22 protein-coding genes and 1 pseudogene are annotated in these 21,537 nt (G+C 64.1%); 12 read left to right on the top strand and 11 right to left on the bottom strand.

What is annotated here, in order from left to right:
• Nucleotide 1 precedes the first annotated feature (1 nt).
• Nucleotides 2-208 carry a hemin uptake protein HemP gene (locus QCM77_RS18965; RefSeq protein ID WP_462804329.1) on the bottom strand — a complete coding sequence of 69 codons (207 nt, stop codon included), beginning with the start codon at nucleotides 206-208 and terminating at the stop codon, nucleotides 2-4.
• Nucleotides 209-466: 258 nt separating this feature from the next.
• Here QCM77_RS18965 and QCM77_RS18960 point away from each other — a divergent pair, with 258 nt between their 5' ends.
• The 6 genes from QCM77_RS18960 to QCM77_RS18935 all read left to right on the top strand — a co-directional run bounded on the left by QCM77_RS18960 (nucleotide 467) and on the right by QCM77_RS18935 (nucleotide 5,875).
• Nucleotides 467-2,812 carry a TonB-dependent receptor, heme/hemoglobin family gene (locus QCM77_RS18960; protein WP_279684291.1) on the top strand — a complete coding sequence of 782 codons (2,346 nt, stop codon included), beginning with the start codon at nucleotides 467-469 and terminating at the stop codon, nucleotides 2,810-2,812.
• Between the two features lie 100 nt (nucleotides 2,813-2,912).
• Entirely contained in the window at nucleotides 2,913-3,245 is a 333-nt protein-coding gene (gene hmuQ / locus QCM77_RS18955) for a heme-degrading protein HmuQ (protein WP_045002782.1), read from the top strand.
• Between the two features lie 27 nt (nucleotides 3,246-3,272).
• On the top strand, nucleotides 3,273-3,788 hold the full coding sequence (gene hutX / locus QCM77_RS18950) for a heme utilization cystosolic carrier protein HutX (protein ID WP_279659240.1): 516 nt from the start codon (nucleotides 3,273-3,275) through the stop codon (nucleotides 3,786-3,788).
• A 27-nt stretch (nucleotides 3,789-3,815) separates the two neighbouring features.
• Nucleotides 3,816-4,595 (top strand): tonB-system energizer ExbB, encoded by a 780-nt coding sequence (exbB, locus tag QCM77_RS18945; protein WP_279659241.1) that lies wholly within the window; start codon nucleotides 3,816-3,818, stop codon nucleotides 4,593-4,595.
• Nucleotides 4,596-4,598: 3 nt separating this feature from the next.
• Nucleotides 4,599-5,045 (top strand): TonB system transport protein ExbD, encoded by a 447-nt coding sequence (gene exbD, locus QCM77_RS18940; protein ID WP_279659242.1) that lies wholly within the window; start codon nucleotides 4,599-4,601, stop codon nucleotides 5,043-5,045.
• Entirely contained in the window at nucleotides 5,045-5,875 is an 831-nt protein-coding gene (locus tag QCM77_RS18935; protein WP_279659243.1) for a TonB family protein, read from the top strand. The genes exbD and QCM77_RS18935 overlap by 1 nt, the downstream gene beginning before the upstream one ends.
• A gap of 129 nt (nucleotides 5,876-6,004) precedes the next feature.
• Here QCM77_RS18935 and QCM77_RS18930 read toward each other — a convergent pair whose 3' ends face one another.
• From QCM77_RS18930 to QCM77_RS18905, 6 genes are all read right to left on the bottom strand, one after another.
• On the bottom strand, nucleotides 6,005-7,360 hold the full coding sequence (locus QCM77_RS18930; RefSeq protein ID WP_279684290.1) for an esterase-like activity of phytase family protein: 1,356 nt from the start codon (nucleotides 7,358-7,360) through the stop codon (nucleotides 6,005-6,007).
• Nucleotides 7,361-7,485: 125 nt separating this feature from the next.
• Nucleotides 7,486-7,668 carry a hypothetical protein gene (locus QCM77_RS18925; RefSeq protein WP_279659245.1) on the bottom strand — a complete coding sequence of 61 codons (183 nt, stop codon included), beginning with the start codon at nucleotides 7,666-7,668 and terminating at the stop codon, nucleotides 7,486-7,488.
• 78 nt (nucleotides 7,669-7,746) lie between these two features.
• Complete coding sequence (locus tag QCM77_RS18920) at nucleotides 7,747-8,640, bottom strand: carbohydrate ABC transporter permease (protein ID WP_462676289.1); 894 nt, start codon at nucleotides 8,638-8,640, stop codon at nucleotides 7,747-7,749.
• Nucleotides 8,633-9,589 (bottom strand): carbohydrate ABC transporter permease, encoded by a 957-nt coding sequence (locus tag QCM77_RS18915; RefSeq protein ID WP_279659246.1) that lies wholly within the window; start codon nucleotides 9,587-9,589, stop codon nucleotides 8,633-8,635. Before QCM77_RS18915 ends, QCM77_RS18920 begins: the two co-directional genes overlap by 8 nt.
• Before the next feature lie 137 nt (nucleotides 9,590-9,726).
• On the bottom strand, nucleotides 9,727-11,070 hold the full coding sequence (locus QCM77_RS18910) for an ABC transporter substrate-binding protein (protein ID WP_279659247.1): 1,344 nt from the start codon (nucleotides 11,068-11,070) through the stop codon (nucleotides 9,727-9,729).
• Between the two features lie 86 nt (nucleotides 11,071-11,156).
• The gene (locus tag QCM77_RS18905; protein WP_279684289.1) at nucleotides 11,157-12,200 is read right to left on the bottom strand and encodes a C-terminal binding protein; all 1,044 of its coding nucleotides are present in this window, start codon (nucleotides 12,198-12,200) and stop codon (nucleotides 11,157-11,159) included.
• Between the two features lie 261 nt (nucleotides 12,201-12,461).
• On the opposite strand from QCM77_RS18905, the gene QCM77_RS18900 reads away from it, so the two are divergent.
• Nucleotides 12,462-14,147, top strand: a complete 1,686-nt coding sequence (locus tag QCM77_RS18900) for a methyl-accepting chemotaxis protein (RefSeq protein ID WP_279684288.1) — start codon at nucleotides 12,462-12,464, stop codon at nucleotides 14,145-14,147.
• A 132-nt stretch (nucleotides 14,148-14,279) separates the two neighbouring features.
• Here the strand turns inward: QCM77_RS18900 and QCM77_RS18895 are convergent, their stop codons facing one another.
• Both QCM77_RS18895 and QCM77_RS18890 read right to left on the bottom strand, forming a co-directional pair.
• Nucleotides 14,280-15,257, bottom strand: coding sequence for a Bug family tripartite tricarboxylate transporter substrate binding protein (locus QCM77_RS18895; RefSeq protein ID WP_279684287.1), 978 nt, complete (start codon nucleotides 15,255-15,257; stop codon nucleotides 14,280-14,282).
• 97 nt (nucleotides 15,258-15,354) lie between these two features.
• The gene (locus QCM77_RS18890; protein ID WP_279659251.1) at nucleotides 15,355-16,290 is read right to left on the bottom strand and encodes a DMT family transporter; all 936 of its coding nucleotides are present in this window, start codon (nucleotides 16,288-16,290) and stop codon (nucleotides 15,355-15,357) included.
• 105 nt (nucleotides 16,291-16,395) lie between these two features.
• Between QCM77_RS18890 and QCM77_RS18885 the strand changes: the two genes are divergently transcribed.
• The gene (locus QCM77_RS18885) at nucleotides 16,396-16,785 is read left to right on the top strand and encodes a DUF1330 domain-containing protein (protein WP_462804328.1); all 390 of its coding nucleotides are present in this window, start codon (nucleotides 16,396-16,398) and stop codon (nucleotides 16,783-16,785) included.
• Between the two features lie 70 nt (nucleotides 16,786-16,855).
• Here the strand turns inward: QCM77_RS18885 and QCM77_RS18880 are convergent, their stop codons facing one another.
• A complete protein-coding gene (locus QCM77_RS18880; RefSeq protein ID WP_279684285.1) occupies nucleotides 16,856-17,479 on the bottom strand; it encodes a TetR/AcrR family transcriptional regulator in 624 nt (207 codons plus the stop codon).
• Between the two features lie 73 nt (nucleotides 17,480-17,552).
• Between QCM77_RS18880 and QCM77_RS18875 the strand changes: the two genes are divergently transcribed.
• On the top strand, nucleotides 17,553-17,957 hold the full coding sequence (locus tag QCM77_RS18875; RefSeq protein WP_279684284.1) for a hypothetical protein: 405 nt from the start codon (nucleotides 17,553-17,555) through the stop codon (nucleotides 17,955-17,957).
• An 86-nt stretch (nucleotides 17,958-18,043) separates the two neighbouring features.
• Nucleotides 18,044-18,448 carry a VOC family protein gene (locus tag QCM77_RS18870; RefSeq protein ID WP_279659255.1) on the top strand — a complete coding sequence of 135 codons (405 nt, stop codon included), beginning with the start codon at nucleotides 18,044-18,046 and terminating at the stop codon, nucleotides 18,446-18,448.
• 74 nt (nucleotides 18,449-18,522) lie between these two features.
• On the opposite strand, the gene QCM77_RS18865 is transcribed toward QCM77_RS18870, so the two are convergent.
• Complete coding sequence (locus QCM77_RS18865) at nucleotides 18,523-19,455, bottom strand: DMT family transporter (protein ID WP_279684283.1); 933 nt, start codon at nucleotides 19,453-19,455, stop codon at nucleotides 18,523-18,525.
• A 426-nt stretch (nucleotides 19,456-19,881) separates the two neighbouring features.
• Here QCM77_RS18865 and QCM77_RS18860 point away from each other — a divergent pair, with 426 nt between their 5' ends.
• Together QCM77_RS18860 and QCM77_RS18855 are read left to right on the top strand one after the other, a co-directional pair.
• Nucleotides 19,882-21,174, top strand: a complete 1,293-nt coding sequence (locus QCM77_RS18860) for an adenylosuccinate synthase (RefSeq protein ID WP_279684282.1) — start codon at nucleotides 19,882-19,884, stop codon at nucleotides 21,172-21,174.
• A 37-nt stretch (nucleotides 21,175-21,211) separates the two neighbouring features.
• Nucleotides 21,212-21,537, top strand: a pseudogene (locus QCM77_RS18855) (hypothetical protein); the annotation flags it as partial.

Below are 21,537 nucleotides of genomic sequence, written 5' to 3'. Positions count from 1 at the left end.
TTTACTTCGTCAGGATCAGCTTGTTCTGCGAGGTCAAACGGAGGCGATAATTGTCTTCGCCATGCGCGATGATGATCTCGCGCTCGGCCGCAAACAGCTCGCGGCTGTCGATCCGGCTCCCTCGCATGGTGAGGGTTCTCATTGTTGCGGAAGGGCTTTGTGTCGGCCCTGCCGCGTCGCCGCCGCTGTCTCCGGACGTTGCTGACATGGTGAGTGTGATGCGCTTTCGAAATTTCAGATGCGTCTTGCTTGTATAAGCGGCGTGAAGCGCATTCCAACGGCGACAATTTACAATCGATATAAACTGCAACCTGATGTCATTGACCGTCGAAGTGTTGCCACGTAACCAATTATGGCAGCGGACAGCTTGTCCGCGCCTTGAGAAAATCAGCCAGCCAGTCGTTCGCTTTGCGAACGCACGCCAGCCAAACGACTCCAAAAGAGCAAAGTGCAGGCTGGGGCTGATATGGCTGACGGGGCTAGGTATTCGCGCGTCCTTATTTTGGGCGCGTCGGTGGTTTCAATTGCGGCATTGGTGACGGAGAGCGGTCTTGCGCAGACTGCTCAGCCGCAAGCGGAAAGTGCGTCACCGGCACGGCCGAAGCAGGCCAAGAGCAAGCAGCCCAAGCCGCCGGTCGCGCAGCAGGCAACGCCTGATGTCATGAACGCCCGTGCCCAGGCCGGCGGCCCCGCACCGGTGCAGACGCTCGACACCATCACGGTCGCCGCAACCAAGACGCCGGAGCGCGCGATCGACGCGCTCGCGCCCGTCAGCTCTGTTTCGCTCGACAAGATCCAGGGTCTCCAGCCGAACCGGCTGTCGGATATCTTCTATGCCGTGCCCGGGGTGTCGTTCCAGGAGCGCGGCGACGATCCCGCGACCGTCATCAACATCCGCGGCCTGCAGGATTTCGGGCGCGTCGCCGTGGTCGTCGACGGGGCGCGGCAGAACTATCAGCGCACCGGCCACAACGCCAACGGCTCCTTCTTCCTCGATCCCGAATTGATCGGGGGCGTCGACGTCGTCCGCGGCCCCACCGCCAACATCTATGGCTCCGGCGCGATCGGCGGCCTCGTCTCGTTCCGCACCAAGGACATCAACGACGTGCTGCGTCCCGGCGAGCGCTGGGGCGTCGATCTCTCGGGCTCGTACGGCTCCAACAACAATCGCGGTCTCGGCTCGGTGTTCGGTGGCGTACGCGCTACGCCCGACGTCGATATCTTTGGCGGCGCGGTCTACCGCACGCAGGGAAACTACAAGGACGGCAACGGCACCGAGATCGGCAATACCGGCAACCAGGTCGAGAGCGGCCTGATGAAGCTCACGGTACGTCCCGCCCTTGGTCACGAGGTCAAGTTCGGCGCCGTCTTCCAGGACTATCAGTACGATATCGGCCAGTTCAATCGCGGTCTGACAACCACGCCGGCGTTAATTGCGTTGAATCGCGGTTCATCAGTCTATGCGTCCGATGCCAGGAACTACACCGGCACGATCACCTGGAACTATGCACTGCCGAGCGACAATCTGTTCGACTGGCACATGTCGGTCTACGGCAATCGCACTGACAACGACCAGACCAAGACCTATCACTACGGCACGACCACGTCGGCCTATTGCAATGGCGGCTTCGGCAACAACGTCTCGGGCTGCGTCGGCGACAAGCGCGGCTATGTCCTCAATACGTACGGCGTTGATGCCAACAACACCACGCGTTTCAACGTCGGCGACTGGCGCAATGCGCTGACTTACGGCGTTGACGCGTTCCAGGACGACGTTGTCACGACAGACAGCCGCGGTAACTCCAACATCACCACGCCGAGCGGCATCCGTACCGTGTCGGGCGGCTTCCTCCAGTTGAAGCAGAATTACAGCACATGGTTCGAGGCGGTGAGCGCAATCCGTTATGACCGCTATAATCTGCAGTCAGGAAATACGAACACCGGCGGCGACCGCTTTTCGCCGAAGATCACCCTCGGCGTCACGCCGGTGGCCGGCTTCCAGCCCTATGTCAGCTATGCCGAAGGCTATCGCGCACCCTCGATCACAGAGACCGTGATCTCCGGCGCACATGCAACCGGCGGCGGACCGGCTTTCTTTCCCTGTCCTGATGGGACCAGCGGCCTGTTCTGCTTCCTGCCCAACCCGAACCTTCGTCCTGAAGTCGGCAAGAACAAGGAAGTGGGCGTCAATCTGAAATATGACGGCATCTTCGCCGCGTCTGACTCGTTCCGCGGCAAGATCAACCTGTTCCGCAATGACGTCAGCGACTACATCGACCTTGTTCCTTCGACGCCGGTTGCGACGCCGTTCGGTCCGCTCAGCCAGTACTACCAGTACCAGAACATCGCCAATGCACGGATCGAGGGCTTCGAAGCCGAGACGATGTACGACGCCGGCGGCTGGTTCGTCGGCGTCGCCGGCCACTACATCCAGGGCAAGAACGTCGCGACCAATGTCGGGCTCGCGACCATCACCCCGCGCAAGGTCGTCACGACCGGCGGCGTCCGCCTGCTCGATCGTACCCTGATCCTGACGGCGCAGTGGGCCTCGTTCGGTCCCAACAACGACGTGCCCGCCGGTTATCTGCCTGCGACCGGGTACGAACTGGTCAACCTTTACCTGACCTACAACGCGACCAGGGACATCGTGTTCTCGGCCTCGATCGACAACCTCTTGAACCAGTACTACCGGCCCTATGCCATTCCCGGCAGCTCGACCGACGGCACCACGCAGAACGACGTGCTGTGGTCGAGCCCGGGGCCGGGCAGGGTCTACAAGGCCGGTCTGAAGATCCACTTTGGAGGTGCGTAAGCCGCAGGGCGTCGCAACACCCGCAAATATCCGCCGGGCCGCGCTGATACTCCAGCGCGGCTTCGGCGCGTTTTCGCTTTAATGAGAAGGAGAGACTCTTATGTTCATCGCCATGAATCGCTTCCAGGTGAAGAAGGGCGCGGAGACCGCGTTCGAAACAGTCTGGGCCACCCGCGAATCCTATCTCGGCAGCATGCCCGGCTTCGTCGAGTTTCATCTGTTGAAGGGTCCGGAGGCCGAGGACCACACGCTCTATTCCTCGCATACCACCTGGGTCGACAAGGCAGCGTTCGAGGCATGGACGCGCTCGGATCAATTTCGCCGTGCCCATGCCCGCGCCGACAATCCGACTGGCGAGAGCCTCTATCTCGGGCACCCCAAGTTCGAGGGCTTCGAGGTGATCCAGAGCGAGCGCAAGGCCGCGGCTGCCTGAGGCGGCCGAACACGAAAGGAGCCGGACATGCTGAGCACCGATCTCGCCGATCTCAAGGCGTATATGGCCGACAATCCCGGCGCGGTGATCGAGGACGTCGCCCGCGAGCGCAAGGTCACGCCGCGCGCGGTGATCGAGGCGCTGCCGTCGTCGATGGTTCGGATAGGTGGCGGCGAGCATTTCGCCGCCGCCATGCAGGACATCGCACAATGGGGCGAGGTGACGCTGATCGTGCACACCGATGACGCGATCTTCGAATTCACGGGCGCAATTCCTGCGGGCGAGATCGGCCGCGGCTATTTCAACCTGATGCAGCCGAAGGGATTGCACGGCCATCTCCGTCACGAGCGCTGCGCTGCCGTTGCTTTCGTCGAGCGCCCGTTCATGGGCAAGGCTTCCGCCTTCGTCGCCTTCGTCAATGCCGACGGCGGCGTTATGTTCAAGGTCTTCGTCGGCCGCGACGAGACCCGGGCGCTGCGTGCGGACCAGCTTGTGCGGTTCCGGCAGCTCGCGGACCGCACAGCCGCGCAGCCGGCCGCGTAGCTTTCTCTGTCGGTCGGGAGATCAGGAATGCAAGGCATTTCCAGGCTTCGGCACGTGATCGGATCCATTCTGCTGGCGGTGCTCGTGCCGACGCCGGCCTTCGCGATCGACGAAGCGCTGTTACCGCGCAATTTGTCGCCCTGGGGCATGTTCCTCGGTGCCGACATCATCGTGAAGACGGTGATGGTGGGGCTCGCCACAGCCTCGCTGGTGACGTGGACGGTGTGGCTCGCCAAGACCATCGAGCTACGGCGCAAGGGGGCACTCGCCTTGCAGCGGACGCGCGCGCTCGAAGGCAACATCAAGCTGACGGAGGCGGCAGAGCGGGCCGGCGACGCGCACGACGCGGTCGCCCAGCTTATTCAGTCCTGCGCTAAGGAAGCAGAGCTCTCCGGCGGCGTCCTCGACGACGGCCTTCAGGAGCGCGTGGCGTTGCGGCTGGAGCGGGTCGAAGCCGCGATGTCGCGGCAGATCGCGCGGGGCACCGGCGTGCTGGCGACCATCGGCGCCACCGCGCCGTTCGTCGGCCTGTTCGGCACGGTCTGGGGCATCATGAATTCCTTCATAGGCATCTCCGAGAGCCACACCACGAGCCTCGCGGTGGTCGCGCCCGGTATCGCGGAAGCGCTGCTCGCGACCGCGCTCGGCCTCGTCGCCGCGATCCCGGCGGTCGTGATCTACAATCACCTCGTCCGCGGCATTGCCAATTACCGGGCGATGCTGGGCGATGCCTCGGCGCAGCTCATGCTGCTGGTGAGCCGGCAGCGCGACCACAGAGAGTTCCGCATGGCGCGGGCGGCGGAGTAGGCCATGGCCGCGAAGCTCGGCGCACGGTCGGGATCGCCGCTCAAGCGCGGCGATCCCGGTGATCTCGACGTCACCCATGAGATCAACGTCACGCCGTTCATCGACGTGATGCTGGTGCTGCTGATCATCTTCATGGTGGCCGCCCCGCTTGCCACCGTCGATATCGGCGTCGAGCTGCCGGCGACCGCGGCGGAGCCGGCGCCGCGGCCGGACAAGCCGGTCTTCCTCACCGTGAAGCCGGATCTCTCGATCGCGGTCGGCGAGGACGTCGTCGCCCGTGATGCGCTCAGCACCTCGCTCGATGCCGCCACCAAGGGCCACAAGGACGAGCGCATTTATCTCCGCGCCGACAAGGCCGTCTCCTACGGCGACCTGATGGAGGTGATGAACACCTTGCGCAACGCCGGCTATTTGAAGGTCGCGCTGGTCGGCCTCGACGGACGCAGCTGATGGCGGCGAACGCCTTTGCCCTGCACGAGCCGCTCGGCGAGCGCGAGGGCACACGATGGGGCGTATCGGCGGCGGTGATCGTGGCACTGCATATTGCGGCCGCGCTTCTTGCGATGAGCTGGCTCAGGTCGCAGCCCGAGCAGGGCGTCAGCCTGCCGGCGATCATGATCGACATGACGCCGGTGACGTCGGCACCGCAGTCGGTGCAGGACGACGTCGCGCCGGGACCGGTGATGCAGGAGGCCGACGCCTCGCCGCCGGAGCCGGCGCAGCAGCAGGCCGTCGAGGAGACCATCGCGCCAACGCCGCCGCAGGAGAAGCCGGACGTCGTCGCGCCGCCGGAGCAGAAGCTCGAGCCGACACCCGCGAAGCCCGAGCCGGCGGAGATCGTGCCGGTCGAAAAGCCTGCGCCGGCGAAGCCGAAGCTGGTCCGTCGCGAGGCCAAGAAGCCGTTGGAGGCGATGCCTGCACCGCGCACCAGCGCTCCGCCGCGCGCCGAGCGCGAGGCGCCGATGGCATCCGCGATGAGTGCCGGCGCGGTGGCCTCCGTGATCGCATCCTATAATCAGCGTGTCCGCGCGCATTTGATGCGCTTCCACCAATATCCGTCCGGTGGCGGCGGTCAGCGCGGCGTTGCGAGGCTCAGCTTTACGGTCAGCCGTAGCGGGCAGGTCACATCCAGCCGGCTCAGTGGCTCGTCCGGCGTTGCCGCGTTTGACGCCCAGGCCATGTCGATGGTTCGTCAGGCCTCGCCGTTTCCGCCGATCCCGGACGAGATCAAGAACGGCGCGATGAGCTTTTCGATTCCGGTGGAGTTTACGGTGAGGTAAGCCCTCCGCTGTCATGCCCCGGCTTGACCGGGGCATCCAGTACTCCGCGGCCTTTCAGTATTAAAGAGGCGCCGCGGCGTACTGGATCGCCCGGTCAAGCCGGGCGATGACCGTGTTGAGAGTCCGGCCTTACTTCGCCTTCAGGAAGTCGGCGACGTCGAGCAGCATGAACTCGTCGTCGTCGGCCTTGTTGGGGTCGCGGCTGGACGAGAATGGCAGGTTGTTGTCGTTGCCGACGATGATGTGGGTCTCGTCGACGCGATCGACGTTCTCGATGGTGAAGAACGGGAAGGTGTAGACGCCATCATTGAGAGCCTTCTTCGCCTTCTTGTCGGGGTCCTGGATCTTCAGGAGGTCGATGTAGCCGATCTTGCGCACGGGCTTGCCGACATTGGCCTCCGAGAGCTCGATCTTGTAGACGCGCTTGAACTTGGCCACGTCAGGGAAGCAGTTCTCGCCGCGGGTGCCTTGCGGGCAGGCCTTGTCAGGCGTGCCTTCACCGTTGTCGCGCTCGATGATCAGGCCAGCGCTCGGGTCGATCATGTTGAAGTCGCCGATGGCATTGCCGTTCTGCTCGAACACATATTGCCAGTAGCGACCAGTGAACTTCTCCGCGGCGACGTCGAATTCGAGGATGCGCGAGGCTTCCTTGCCGTCGACCTTCTCCCAGTCCTTCTTGTCGGCATCCCACAGCGGGCCCTCGAGCAGGCCGTAGAGGAATTTGCCGTCCTTCGAGGAGGCGAAGCCCTCATAACCCTTGGAGCGTCGGAGGTTGACGTTGGTGTAGGTCGCGCCCGGGGCGCCGGGGGTCGCCACCGCCCAATGATCCGGCGAGCGCACCGGCTTGCCGTCGGCGACCGTCTCGAACAGCCCGAGGATCTTGCCGGTCTTGTCGGCCTTCAGGATGTAGGGGCCGAACTCGTCGCCGATCCAGAAGACGTCGCCGATGATCTGAAAACCTTCGGTGTCGAAGTCGGAGCCGGTGAGGTAGCGCTTCTGGGTGTCTTCATGCACGATGCGGAACGGCACGCGTCTGTCGGGATCGTGCAGGAACACGGTCTCCAGCCGCTCGATCTTGCCGCTGGCCCAATCCATCTTGTAGCGGTTCAGATACAGCATCGAATCCGGCGAGTTGGCGCGTGCGCCCATGCCGTTGTCGGTGATCACCCAGTAGGTGCCGTCGGGCATGTGCTTGATGCCGGAATGGCCCTGCAGCGGCTGCCCCTTGAACGGCAGCGACACGCCGGTCGGACGCTCATAGGACTTGCCCATCACGGTGCCGAGCGCGTCGACGCGCTTACCAGTGGTGTATTTGCCGGATGTCTTGAGATCGGCGGGGGCGTCAGTCGGCGCGTCGACGAAGGTCGCGGCCGGCATCACCACGTGGCCGGCGAGCTTGGCCGGGAATTCGCCTTCGCTCTGCGCGAGCGCCGTGCTCGCGGTGAGAATGATCGTTGCGACGGTGCTAAGAAAAGTCGCGCGCATGTGCGTCTCCTGTTCGTGGACGCACGCCTTATGCGGATCGCGTGTTGCAGTTTTGTGAAACCGGGCCAAACGCCACAGCCAAAGTCACGGCGCGATGCCGGAGCTCTGTCACCTCTTGCTCGGCGTCATCCGCCGTAACACGGCTTGCCGGCCATCTGCATTGCGCGGCTGCACCGCGGCAGATTTTTGGCCTGTGGTTGCTTGCTGCTCTTCTTGGTTGCAGTCGAGCTTCCGGTTTGGGCCTGCGCGCTGGATGCAGCGGGGACGAGAAACAGAACAGCGATGACGGTCAACGCCAACGTCTTCATGTCAAATGCTCCAGAAAATCAAAAAACAATGCTCTGGAGCCTATGCAGGTGATCGTCGTCTGTAAAGATGCCTGCTGACTACTCCTTCACCGCGCCGGTCAGCGACGACACGTAGTAATCCACGAACAGCGAGTAGAAGATCGCAACCGGCAGCGAGCCGAGCAGCGATCCCGCCATCAGCGCGCCCCACTGGTAGACGTCGCCGGTGACGAGCTCGGTCAGGATCGCGACCGGCACAGTCTTGTTGGCGCCGCTCTGGATGAAGGCGAGCGCGTAGATGAACTCGTTCCAGGACAGCGTGAAAGAGAAGATGCCGGCCGAGATCAGGCCGGGCACCGCCAGTGGTAGCGTGATCCGGCGCAGGATCTGGAGCCTTGTGGCGCCGTCCACCAGCGCGCATTCCTCGAGCTCGTAGGGGATCGACTTGAAATAGCCGATCAGGAGCCAGGTGCAGAACGGCACCAGGAAGGTCGGATAGACCAGGATCAGGGCAAGCGGGCTGTCGAACAGGCCAAACTGCACGACCACGGTTGCCAGGGGAATGAACAGGATCGACGGCGGCACGAGATAGGCGAGATAAATGCCGAGACCGACATAGGGGCTGCCACGGAAGCGCAGGCGTTCGATCGCATAGGCGGCAAGCGTGCTCGCGATCAGCGACAGCGTGGTCGAGCCGATCGCGACCAGCATCGTCGTCCACAGCCAGCGTGGATAGGCGGTATCGAACAAGAGATGTTTGATATGGGCAAGCGTCGGCGAGGAGATCCAGAACGGATTGTGCTCCTTGTAGTTCATCAGCTCTGCGTTCGGCTTGAACGACGTGATCGCCATCCAGTAGAACGGAAACAGGAGGATCAGCACGAAGCAGCCGAGCGGCAGGTAGATCATCATCAGCCGCCGCAGCCCGGAATCCCAGGCCATGGTGTCGGGCGCGGCCTTCGCGACGGCGGCCGGTTGGGCGGTATCAGTCATTGCTCTCTCCCTGCTGCCATTTGCGGCGCGCCAGGCCGAAATAGGAGAACAGTGTCGCGAACACCAGGAACGGGATCATCGACACCGCGATCGCCGCACCTTCGCCGAGTTCGCCGCCGGCAATGCCGCGCTGGAAGGCCAGCGTGGCCAGCAAATGGGTTGAGTTGCCGGGGCCGCCACGGGTGATGGCGTAGACGAGCTGGAAGTCGGTGAAGGTGAAGATGATCGAGAAGGTCATGACGATGGCGAGGATCGGCATCATCATCGGGAAGGTGATGTAGCGGAAGCGCTGCCAGGCGCTGGCGCCATCGAGCATCGCCGCTTCGTAGAGTGAGGGCGAAATGGTCTGCAGGCCCGCCAGCAGCGAGATCGCGACGAAGGGAATGCCGCGCCAGATGTTGGCGGCGATCAGCGAGAAGCGCGCCGGCCAGGGCGAGCCGAGGAAGTCGATATTGCTCGACCGCCAATGCAGCACGTCGACCAGAAGGTAGGAGATGATCGAGAACTGCGGATCGTAGATCCACCAGAACGCCAGCGCCGAGAGCACCGTCGGCACGATCCAGGGCATCAGGATGATCGCGCGCAACAGGCTCTTGAACGGAAAATGGTTATTGAGCAGCAGCGCGAGCCAGAAGCCCAGCGCGAACTTCCCGAAGGTCGCGACCGCCGTGTAGACCACGCTGTAGAACACCGCGTTCCACCACAGGGAATCGGTGAGCAGATACTGGAAGTTCTCCAGACCCACGAAGACGCCTTTTCTGCCGATCGTGGTATCGGTGAAGGCGAGCCAGATGCCGAGGCCCAGCGGATAGGTCAGGAACACCGCGAGCAGCCCGATCGCAGGCGCGAGACACATCACGATCAGGAACGGCTTGTAGTCGAACAGGCGCACCAGCCAGGACGGCTGCCTGTGGGCCAGGGCGAGAGGAGGAAGTGTGGTCACGGACATCGTGTCGGCGTCCTGTTCTGAGCTATCACCACATCGTCATTGCGAGCGAAGCGAAGCAATCCAGTCTGTTTCCGCGGATGCAGTCTGGATTGCTTCGTCGCAAGTGCTCCGCGCAATGACGGCCGCGCTGTCGGTCGTTACTTCTGCCGCCTGAAATACCGCTTGCAGCGCTGCTCGGCTTCCGCGGCCGCGGCTTCCGGTGTGGCGGCGCCGGTCGCGACTGACGCGCACATCTGAATCAGCACGTAGTCGGCGCTGACGGCACCGGTTGCCGTCGAGATCGGACCCGCATAGCCGTCGTAATAGGTGCTGTTCATGGTGTCCTTGAAGATCGCGACCTTGGGATCACCTTTCCACACGGCGGCCTCCGCATAGGCCGCAAGCGGCTGCGCCCAGTAGCCGGAGTTGGCGTTGAGCCACGGCTCGTACTGGTCCTTCTCCAGCATGTATTGCAGGAAGGCCTTTGCGGCGTTGGGGTACTGGCTGTGCTTGAACACCATGGCATTCAGCGTCAGGCCCGCCATCGGCGAGACCTTGGCGACACCCTTCGGCAGCAGCTGATGCTCGCTGTCGTCGGCGATCGCCTTGGTGGCGGGATCGTTCTTCAGCGAGAAGTACAGCGAGACGCCGTTGGCGGTCAGCGCGATCTCCTGCGCGGCGTAGGCGCGGTTGTTGCTGACGTCGTTCCACGAGGTCGTGCCGGGGATGAAGGTCGGGTAGAGCTGCTTGACCCAGTTCAGCGCGGCGATCGTTTCCTTGCTGTTGATGACGACGTTGCCCTCTTCATCGAGCAGGGCGGCATTGTGCGACCATAGCGCCCAGTTCGCGAAGCCGTTGCCGTCGCCCTTGGCGTTGCCGAGCGCGAAGCCCGCCGGTTTGCCGGCCTTGTGGAGCTTCTGGCAGAGGTCGACGATTCCGGCGTGGTCCTCCGGCACCTTGTCGAAGCCGACCGATTGCAGGATCGACTTGCGGTAGATCAGGGGACCCGCGGTGGCGCCGAACGGCAGTCCGATCCAGGCGTCGCTCTTGTTCTTCTTGCCGTAGCGCTGCGCCAGCGGCAGCCAACCGCCATAGCGTTTGCCGACATAGTCGGCGACGTCGGTCAGCTCGATCAGCTTGTCGATATAGATGTGCGGCGCATCGGAGAAGCCGATGATGATGTCGGGGCCGGCGCCGGAATTGGCTGTCACCGCGGTCTGCTGATTGATGTCTTCCCAGCCGACGAAGTCGACCTTGACCTCGACGCCGGTGTCCTTGGTGAACTTGGCCGCATTGGCGCGGAACACGTCCTCGTCGGCCTGGACGAAGCGCACCGGCCGCAGCATGCGCAGGGTTGCGCCCTTCTCGATCGGCAGTTTCGGGGCGGGGACGTCAGCGGCCTTGATCGCGGATTGAGCGTGCGCTGCAACACCGGTTGCCGCAAGCGCGGTAGCGGACAGGCCCAGCACCAAGGCATCACGACGCGTGATGTCGTTCCTCATCGGTTCCTCCCTATATGTTTCCCTTCCCGGCGTTGATCGCCGGTGAAGGGTCGTTCCGGTTTCCGGCGCGCCTGGCGGCCGGCCGCCTAGCTGTTCGGGCCGCGGTCCATGCTGACGGGCTGCCAGCGGCGGAGCGCGGTGTCTTGCAGCACCGACGGATTGACGCAGCTTACCGGCCACATGCCCTGAAGCACCAGTGACAATTCGTAGCCCACGCGCCGCTTGCGCGCCTCGTCGAACCGTGCCGAGGCCGAGGCGACATGGGCGGTCAGGGTGACGTTCTCCATGCCGAGCAGGGGATTGTTGTGCGAGGGCGGTTCCTTCTCCAGCACGTCGAGCGCGGCGTGCGCGATCCAGCCCTCCTGCAGCGCCTTGATCAGGCTTTCCTCGTCCACGGTGGCGCCACGGCCGGTGTTGATGAAGACCGAGCCCTTCTTCATCTGCCGGAAGTGCTTCTCGGTGAGCATGTGATGCACCTCTGGCCGGGCGGGGGCGTGCATCGAGACGAAGTCGGATTGCGACAGCACCTCGTTCAGCGTCGCGGGAATCACGCCGTGGTCGGACATCAGCGTTTCCTGGATGAAGGGATCGTAGGCCATCATGCGCAGGCCGAACGGCGCCGCGCGTTTCGCAACTGCACGCGCCACGCGGCCGAACGAGATGAAGCCGAGCGTCTGGCCCATCAGCCGCGGAATCTTCGACAGCGCCGGCCGGCCCTCGGCCCAGCGCCCGCCGCGCACCATCCGGTCCTGCTCGACCAGCCGGCGGAAGCCCGCGAGCAGCAGCATCATGGCATGGTCGGCGACCTCCTCGATGAAGGTGTCGGGGATGTTGGTGACGGGAATGCCGCGCGCGGTCGCGGCCTTGATGTCGACGCTGTCGACGCCGACCGAGCCGAGCGTGATGACCTTGCAGGTCTCCAGCGCGTCGATGATGGTCTTGGTGATCGGGATGCCCTTGGCGTAGATGGCGTCGGCGGTCTTCGCGGCGGCGATGAACCCGGCCTCGTCGGTGGGCGCCTCGACGATCTCGGCCTCGATCGGGTCGAGCGCCTCGCGCTCGTAGGAATAATCGCTGCTCGCGACCGTGAAGCTCGCGCCTTTCGGCGTCACCACCCTGTATTTCGGCATGTTCTGCTCCCGATTTGGCTTGTCGGTTCTTGTTGTGGACCCGGCCTTCGTGGCGGGCCTTTGCGTCTTTTACGCGAAAGCGAGGCGAGCGCGTACAATTCACGGTTGTCCGGCGCGACGATTATTTGCCGTTTTCCCGGCATTGTCGGGCCTTCTACGGAGGCATGTAAGTAACTTGCTAAGGGGTCTCACACTAAGAGTTGATTTAATTTCGATCGATTCACTCGCGCGCCCGCATCCCTTTATCTCCGGAGCCATCCCGTGAAGTTGAGCAATATGAAGATCGCCCCCAAGCTTGGCATCCTTGTCGGCGTCACCTTGTTCGGCCTGTGCATCTCCGGAGTTCTCGCCGGTTACCTGATGAAGCGCGAGATGGTGGGTGCGCGCATCGATCAGACCAAGGCGATCGTCGATTTGGCGCGCAACTACGCGGCCACCTTGATGAAGCGGGTCAGCGCCGGCGAGATGACGAAGGATGCCGCGCTCGGGGAACTCCGCCGCTACGGCAACGCGATGACGTATGACAAGAATTCCGGCTATCTGTTCGGCACCACCTATGACGGCATCACGCAGCTCGCGCCCGATCCGAAGCAGATCGGCCAGAACCGCATGGATGTGGAGACGAACGGCCGCAAGCTGTCTCGCGAGATCATGGACGGGGTCAAGGCCAACGGCGAAACCCTGCTCTTCTATGAATACGTGAAGCCCGGCCAGGAGAAGCCGATCCGCAAGCTCGGCTACTCAGTCGCCATTCCCGGCTTCGACATGTATCTCGGCACCGGCGCCTATCTCGACGACATCGACGCCAAGATGGGCCCGGTCTACTGGCTGCTCGGCCTCGCCATGCTCGGCATCGTCATCGTTGCCGGCAGCGTTGCCTGGCTGATCGGTCGCAGCATCAGCCGTCCGCTGGCGCTGCTCGGCACCCGCATGAAGGATCTCGCCGACGGCAAGCTCGAGGGTGACATTCCCGGCGTCGGCCGCGGTGACGAGATCGGTGCGATGGCCTCGACCGTGAAGATCTTCAAGGACAACGCACTACGCATTCGTGAGATCGAGAAGAGCGAAGCCGATGCCAAGGATCGCGCCGCGGCGGAACGTCGCAGCGCGATGGAGGGCATCGCCAGCGACTTCGAACGCAGCGTCAACGGCATCGTCCGCTCGGTCTCCTCGGCCGCGACGGGCATGCAAGCCACGGCGCAGTCGATGACTGCGACCGCCAGCGACGCCTCTTCGCGTGCTGCGACTGTCGGCGCGGCCTCGCAGAGAGCGTCGGGCAATGTCGGCACGGTTGCTGCGGCTGCCGAGGAGCTGTCGAGCTCGGTTGCGGAAATCTCCCGCCAGGTGACGCGCTCGACCGAAGTGGCGAGCCGCGCCGTCAACGATGCCGAGCGCACCAACGCCACGGTGCAGGAGCTCTCCACCGGCGCCGAGAAGATCGGCGAGGTGGTCAAGCTGATCCACTCGATCGCGGCGCAGACCAATTTGCTCGCCCTCAACGCCACCATCGAGGCGGCCCGTGCCGGTGAATCCGGTCGCGGCTTCGCCGTCGTCGCCTCTGAGGTCAAGGCGCTTGCCAACCAGACCGCGAAGGCGACCGAGGAAATCTCCGCCCAGGTCGCGGCGATGCAGACCTCGACCAGCGATGCGGTCGCGGCCATCGGCGGCATCACCCAGACCATCGCCGAGATGAGCGAGATCACCGCGGGCATTTCCGCGTCGATCGAGCAGCAGGGCGAGGCCACCCGTGAGATCGCCCGCAACATCCAGTCGGTCGCGGCCGGCTCGAGCGAGATCAACACCCATATCGGTGGCGTCACCTCGGCCGCGGAAGCGACCGGCAGCGCCGCCACCGACGTGCTCACCAACGCCCGCGAGCTCGACAACCAGTCCGGCGCGCTGCGCAGCGCAGTCGACGGCTTCCTGGCCAAGGTGCGCGCGGCGTAAGGCTTGCTGACATGCCCCGCGAAAGAAGGCGGGGCATCCAGTACGCCGCGGCCTCTCGGCTCAAGTACAGCCGCCTCTGGAATACTGGATCGTCCGCCTTCGCGGACGATGACAGTATTGCTATGGCCTCTCTCACTGCTTCTCGATCCCCGCCTCCCGGATCAGCTTCTCCCACAACACGAGCTGCTCGTTCACGAACGTGCCGAGCTGCTCCGGCGTGCCGGAAAACGCGTCCATGCCGAGGGTGCCGAGCTGGGCCTTGATCTCCGGCTTCTCGACGATCTTCCGGATCTCGGCGTTGAGTCGCGTCACGATCTCCTTGGGCATGCCGGCGGGGCCGAAATAGCCTTGCCACGACGAGATGTCGAAGTCCGGCACGCCGGCCTCCTGCATCGAGGGCAGGGTCGGCACCAGCGATGAGCGGTCCTTCGTCGTGACGGCGAGCGCACGTAGCGCGTTGCCCTGGACGTGGGGCAGGCCGGTCAGGATGTCCACAAACATCATCGAGACGCGGCCGCCCATGACGTCGTTGAGCGCCGGCGGCGAGCTTTTGTAGGGCACGTGCAGGAGGTCGAGCCCGGCATTGTGCGCAAAGGTCGCGCCCGAGACGATCGCCGAGGACGAGCCGGAGGCGTAGCTCAGCTTGCCCGGATTGGCCTTGCCGTAGGCGACGAGCTCGCCGACGGTCTTGGCCGGCACCTCCGGGTGGATTACCAGCATGAAGGGCAGGTCGCCGGTGCGCGCGATCGGGGTGAAGTCCTTGACCGGGTCGTAGGTCAGGCTTTTGAGCAGATAGAGATTGGCCGAATGCGTGGTGTTGGTGGTCACCAGCAGCGTGTAGCCGTCGGGCGCGGCGCGCGCGACGTAGGTCGCGGCGATCATGCCGTTGGCGCCCGCCTTGTTCTCGATTACGATGCCGACGCCGAGTGCCTGCGACAAATGCTGCGAGATCAGCCGCGTCGTGGTGTCGGTGCCGCTGCCGGCCGCGAACGGCAGCACCAGCGTAATGTTGCGGCTGGGCCAGCTGTCGGCCTGCGCAGTCGATGCGGCGGCGAGACAAAGGGTGGCCGTGCCGATGGCACGCAGGTTTCGGATCAACGCTGAAAGCATGTCTGGTCGTTCCCTCTTTTTCGTTGGCGGGGAACCTAGCGTCTCCTCGTCGAAATCGGAAGGCGCGAGTTTGTCGCCTGGTCTCCGCGTCGCGGAATTACTTCACCGCTGAGCCCTGGCGCGAGGCGATCACGACGCCGGCGAGCACGAGCGCGTAGCCGATCAAATGGAACGGTTGGAGCTTTTCGCCGAGCAGCAGGATCGCCATCGCCGAGCCGAACACCGGCACCAGATGAAAGAACGGTGCGGCGCGGTTCGGGCCGATCAGCGCCACGCCGCGGTTGAAGAACAGATAGGCCAGCGTCGAGGGAAAGATCAGGATGTAACCCAGCGTCGCCAGCGTCACCCCGTCGAGTTGCAGGACCCGGCCGCTCCAGGCCTCCCAGATCGCGGTCGGCAGCAGCATCGTCGCTCCGCAGCAGGTGGTGAAGGAGAGAAAGGAGAGTTGATGAACCTTTGGCCGGCGCGGGATGAAGGCGGAGTAGAGGCCGAACGCCACCAGCGAGGAGGCGAACATGATGTCGCCCCTGTTGAAGCTGATGCTCGCCAGCGCCGCGAGATCGCCGCGCAGGATAATGATCAGCACGCCGAGAAGCGAGATCGCGACGCCGGCGAGCTGCGCACCGGTCAGCCGCACGCCGAACAGCACCAGCGACCACAGCGCCACGAACAGCGGTCCGGCCGACTGGATCAGCAGCGCGTTCAGCGCTTCCGTGTATTGCATCGCCCAGTACGAGATCGCATTGTTGAAGGCAAAGCCCACCAGCGACAGGAACAGCATCAGCGGCAGGCTCTTGCGTAGATTCGGCCAGTCGCGCTTCAGATGCGGCCAGGCGAAGGGCAGGAGGATCAGGAACACGCCGAACCAGCGGATCGTGGTCACCGTCAGCGGCGGCACATGCGCGCCGACATGGCGCGCGAGCACGATGTTGCCGGCCCAGAACAGCGAGCTCAGGCTGAGCAGCAAGTAAGGCTGGTTGTTGAGCCAACTGGCCGCATTGGGGGCCGGTGGCGCGGGCGAAGCGGTCGTCATTGGCGTTGGACGCAAGCTTGTGCCCGATTTGCGTGGTGACACAAGTCACGCGACCGCAATGCTACAATGCAGCCATGACCAGAGGAGGCGGCATTGGCGGTTAATATGTTGAACATCGACGGCCTGGAGCGGCTCGATCAGCATGCACCGGTGGTGATGTTGAACCTGATGCGCTTCCACGCGCGTTCGGGCGACGGCGAAGGTTCCGGCTGGGACGCCTATTTGCGCTACAGTGCGGTCACGGTGCCCATGATCAAGGCGCGCGGCGGCACGTTGCTCTGGACCGGCGACGCCAAGGCGGTCGCGCTCGGCCCGCAGCAGGGCAACGCCTGGGATTTCGTCGCGCTGGTCTACTATCCCACAGTCGCGGCCTTCCTCGACATGATGACGTCGGAGGCCTACGAGCGGGAGGCCGACCCGCATCGCGTCAACGGCTGCGCCGAGCACGTCATCATTGCGACCAGCGAAGCGTACAGCAAGGTCAAGACGAAATAGCGCGCTCTCTCGTGCGGCGCGCTGCTTTTCATTCCCACAAGGGGAGAAGGAAGAGGAAGTGCCGCGACGCTCACTTCTTTCGCTCATTTTGAGCCGTCTTATCGACGGCAGCGTGGCAAGCCCTCTGCAACAGGCGGCAGACCTCCTCAGTCGACCGCTCTGGGCTCAGCGCTGCAAAGGTCGGATAGCTCGTCAGCACGAAGATCAGATCGACCGTGTCCCGCAACGCACGCTTTGCGGCGCGCTTCCCGACGACGCGCTGCACGATCGCGGTGAGCAGCTCGCGCCGTCGCTCGTTGCGTTCGATCAGCGCCTCGCCGAATTCGGGATCGGTCGCGATGGCCTGGTTGAGCCCGCCGATGGCGGGATCGTGCCCCCAGAACGTACAGAAGATTTCGACGACGCGGTCGAGCGCGGCGCGCGGATCTGCCATCGCCATCACCTCGGCCAGTTCGAACAGTCCGCCCTGACGCGCGATGTCGTCGAACACGGCCTCCAGCAATCCGCGCCGCGACCCGAACTGGTTGTAGACGGTCAGCCGCGTGACGCCGGCCGCCTTCGCGACGACGTCGAGGGAGAAGTTCGCAATGCTCGCGTCCTTGCGCAATAGCCGCGCGCCGGCCGCGATGATGCGCTCGCGCGTCTCCGCCGCCGCGGAAGCCCGCGCGGAGCTCACGTAATTGCGCTTCGGCATCGCCTTGCCATTCTGTTGACGTATTGACTATACATGATGTATATCTAATTTAGAAGCCGGTTCGGAGCTTGCCATGCAGACTGCCCTCGTGATCGCCCTGTCGCTTCATGTGTTGTCGTCCGTGTTCTGGGCGGGATCAAGCTTTGCGCTGGCCCGTATCGGCGGTGTCGGCGCTGAGCAACTGGTCTTTCCACAACTCGGCGCGGCGACGATAGCCATCCTGACCGGCGGCTATCTCGGGCATCTCGTTCATTCCGGCAGTTTCGGCACGACCGAGCAGGTCCTCGCGGTCGGTGCGGCCTGCGCACTGATCGCGGCCGGTGTTCAGGCGGTCATCGGTCCCCGTGCGCTCATGGCCTTGCGTCGTGGCGCCGGCAAGCCGGAGGACCTCCGTTCACGTATCGCCGCCGCCCAACGCGTGGCGGCGGGCCTGCTGGGCATCGCCGCGCTCTGCATGGGCGCTGCGCGCTACATTTGAATGCGGTTCAGGGTGGAGCGTTGAGAGTTTCCTGTTCCTGATTTCAGACCATAGCGCGGCTTCCAGCCGCTTTTGAAGGAAAAGCAATGTCCAAGATGATTCTGGTCAACCTGCCTGTACGCGACCTCGCCGCATCGACGGCGTTCTACGTGGCGCTAGGCGGCGCAGTAAATCCCCAGTTCTCCGGTGCGAATTCGACCTCGCTCATGTTTACGGACGCGATCGGGGTGATGCTGCTGACCCACGACAGCTACCGCGAATTCACCCAACGCGAGATCGGCGACGCGCGGCGCGACAGCCAGGCTATGTTCGCTCTGACGGTCGACGACCGCGATGCCGTCGATGCAACGCTGGCTCGCGCGGTGGCTGCGGGCGGTCGCGCCGATCCCAATCCGGCGCAGGATCTCGGCTTCATGTACAACCGACACATTGAAGACCCAGATGGCTATGTTTGGGAAATGGTATGGATGAACCCGTCAGCGAACGCTTGATCGCAGACGATCAGACAGTAAGCGCGACCAAGGTCAGGCTCGGCTCGACATGTGCAACTTGAGGGGTTCCGAGCCTAGCTCGCCTGCTTCCGCGACGCCACGAACACGCCCGAGAGCACCAGCGCGAAGCCGATGAAGTGGAACGCCTGCGGGTGTTCGCCTAGAAACGCCATCGCCATGATCGAGCCGAACACCGGCACGACGTGGAAGAACGGCGCGGCGCGGTTGGCGCCGATCAGGCGGACGCCACGGTTGAAGCAGAGATAGGCCAGCGTCGAGGGGAACACCGCGACATAGAACAGGGTCAGGAGGTTCGGCCCGTCGAGCTTCATCACGGGACGCGCGGACAGCTCCCAGATCTCCAGCGGAATGAGACAGGCAGCACCGCAGCCGAAGGTGAAGGCGAGGAACGACAGGCCGTGCATCGGCGGCCGCTTCAAGGTCAGCACCGAATAGAGCGCGAAGAAGATCAGCGCGACGAGGAAGATGAGATCGCCCTTGTTGAAATCGATGTTCGACAGCGTGGTGAAATCGCCATGCAGCAAAATCGTGAGCACGCCGCACATCGACAGCAGCACGCCAAAAGCCTGCGCCGCGGTGAGCCGGACGCCGAGGATGGCGAGCGACCACAACGCCACGACCAGCGGCGCGGCCGACTGGAGCAGCAGCGTGTTGAGCGCCTGCGTATGCTCCAGCGCCCAATATTGCAGCGTGTTGAAGGCGCCGATGCCGGTGATCGAGAGCGTGACCATCAGGCCGAGCTTGCCGCGGATTGCCGGCCAGTCCTGCGCAAGATGTTTCCAGGCGAACGGCAGCACCAGCAGAAAAGCGAAGAACCAGCGCAGGAACGACAGCGTGACCGGCGGGATATGGCCGGCGGCGAGCCGCCCGACGATGGCATTGCCCGCCCAGCACAACGCGGTGATGCTGAGCAGCAGGTAAGGCTGGTTGGCGATCCAGTTGTGACCGGATGTTTCCGCGCTCGTGGTCTGGCCGGTGGCGGACATTGTGATTGTTATGGCCCCGCGTCATGCGCCAAGCCTCCGGGCCCGGGGGTGTCCGGGCCGGCTCGTAGCCCGGCTCCCCTCAAAGACACGGAAATCGAGGTTGCATCAACGGGGGACGGATGCATCGCGACCATGCAGCGGCAGATGTAGTGTCCTACGCTTTGGTCGAAGCTATCGCGCCGCCTCGGAGTATTTCTGGATTTTCAGGGGATATCAAAGGCTTGGAGTGCGATCCAGGCCCCGAAAAAAGCCCGGTTCTTGCTTGCCTAGAGAGGCTGCTTCCTTTATCCGGTTGGGCTGCCTCGCGTGCGAACGGCCTCTGGCCGGGAAGCGGGCTGGGCGCAGGCATGATCCCGGAAAAGTGGGTACCGGTTTTCCGTTTGGATCATACCGCTTACAGAGAAATCTTCGAAGGATTACCCGCGAATGGCCAATGTTGTCGTCGTCGGCGCCCAGTGGGGCGACGAAGGAAAGGGCAAGATCGTCGACTGGTTGTCGGAGCAGGCCGATATCGTCGTCCGTTTCCAGGGCGGCCATAACGCCGGCCACACGCTGGTGATCAATGGCGAGACCTACAAGCTCGCGCTGCTGCCCTCTGGCGTGCTGCGCCCGTCGAAACTGGCGGTGATCGGCAACGGTGTTGTGTTCGATCCGCAGGCTTTCCTCGACGAGGTTGCCAAGCTGCGCGGGCAGGGCGTGACGGTCGGCCCGGAGAATCTGCGCGTCGCGGAGAACGTCACACTGATCCTGCCGTTGCATCGCGAGCTCGACGCCTTGCGCGAGTCCTCCAACGCCGCGACCGCGATCGGCACCACGCGCCGCGGCATCGGCCCGGCCTATGAGGACAAGGTCGGCCGTCGTGCCATCCGTCTGATGGACCTCGCCGATCTCGACACCCTGCCGCACAAGATCGACCGGCTCCTCGCTCACCACAATGCATTACGCCGCGGCCTCAATCTGCCGGAGTTCGACGACAAGGAGATCCTGGCAGAGCTGAGCGCGTTCGCGCCGCAGCTGCTGCCCTATGCCGAGACGGTATGGCGGCTGCTCGACATCGAGCGGCGCGCGGGCAAACGGATCCTGTTCGAGGGTGCACAGGGCGCGCTGCTCGACGTTGACCACGGCACCTATCCCTATGTGACGTCGTCCAACACGGTGGCGGCGCAGGCGGCGACCGGCACCGGCATGGGTCCGGGCGCGGTCGGCTATGTGCTTGGCATCTGCAAGGCCTATACGACGCGCGTCGGCCAAGGCCCGTTCCCGACCGAACTCAACAACGAGATCGGCGAGGAGATTGGCCGGCGCGGCAAGGAATTCGGCGTCAACACCGGCCGCAAGCGCCGCTGCGGCTGGTTCGATGCCGTCTTGGTGCGGCAGACCGTCCGCACCTGCGGCATCACCGGTCTGGCCCTGACCAAGCTCGACATCCTCGACGGCTTCGACACGATCGACGTCTGCACCGGTTACATGCTGGACGGCAAGGAAATCGACCATCTGCCGGCGGGCGAGGGCGCCCAGGCCCGGGTCGAGCCGATCTACGAGACCATCGAGGGCTGGAAGGAGCCGACCGCAAACGCCCGTTCCTGGGCCGACCTGCCGGCCCAGGCCATCAAATATGTCCGCCGGATCGAGGAATTGGTGGGGTGCTCGGTCGCGCTGCTTTCCACCAGCCCTGAACGCGAGGATACTATCCTGGTGCAAAATCCGTTTGAGGCTTAACGATATCTTACCGGGACGTGCGCATAGTTGAGTTGAAATGGCTGATTACTATCCGCTGATTGCCCGCGCTATTGCCGCCCTGGACCCCAATGCTCCCGGCGAGAGCCGTCGCGCGCTCTACGAGCGGGCGCGCACGGCGCTGATCGCGCAGCTCCGCAGCGTGCAGCCGCCGCTCTCCGAATCCGAGATCACCCGCGAACGGTTGTCGCTGGAAGAGGCCGTCCGCAAGGTCGAATCCGAGGCCGCCCAGCGTGCTCGCGAGGCCTCGCGCCCCGGTGGCGGCGCCCGCAACAGCGGCAGTGGCGATGCCTTCCGCCGCGCCAGCACCCGCGCCACCGAGGGCAACGCGCCCGCCCCCCAAAC

Source organism: Bradyrhizobium nivariense (assembly GCF_029846695.2).
In the GTDB taxonomy this organism is placed as follows: Bacteria; Pseudomonadota; Alphaproteobacteria; order Rhizobiales; family Xanthobacteraceae; genus Bradyrhizobium.
Note: the sequence above shows the minus strand (reverse complement) of the source record. Positions and strands in the feature narration are given on the sequence as shown.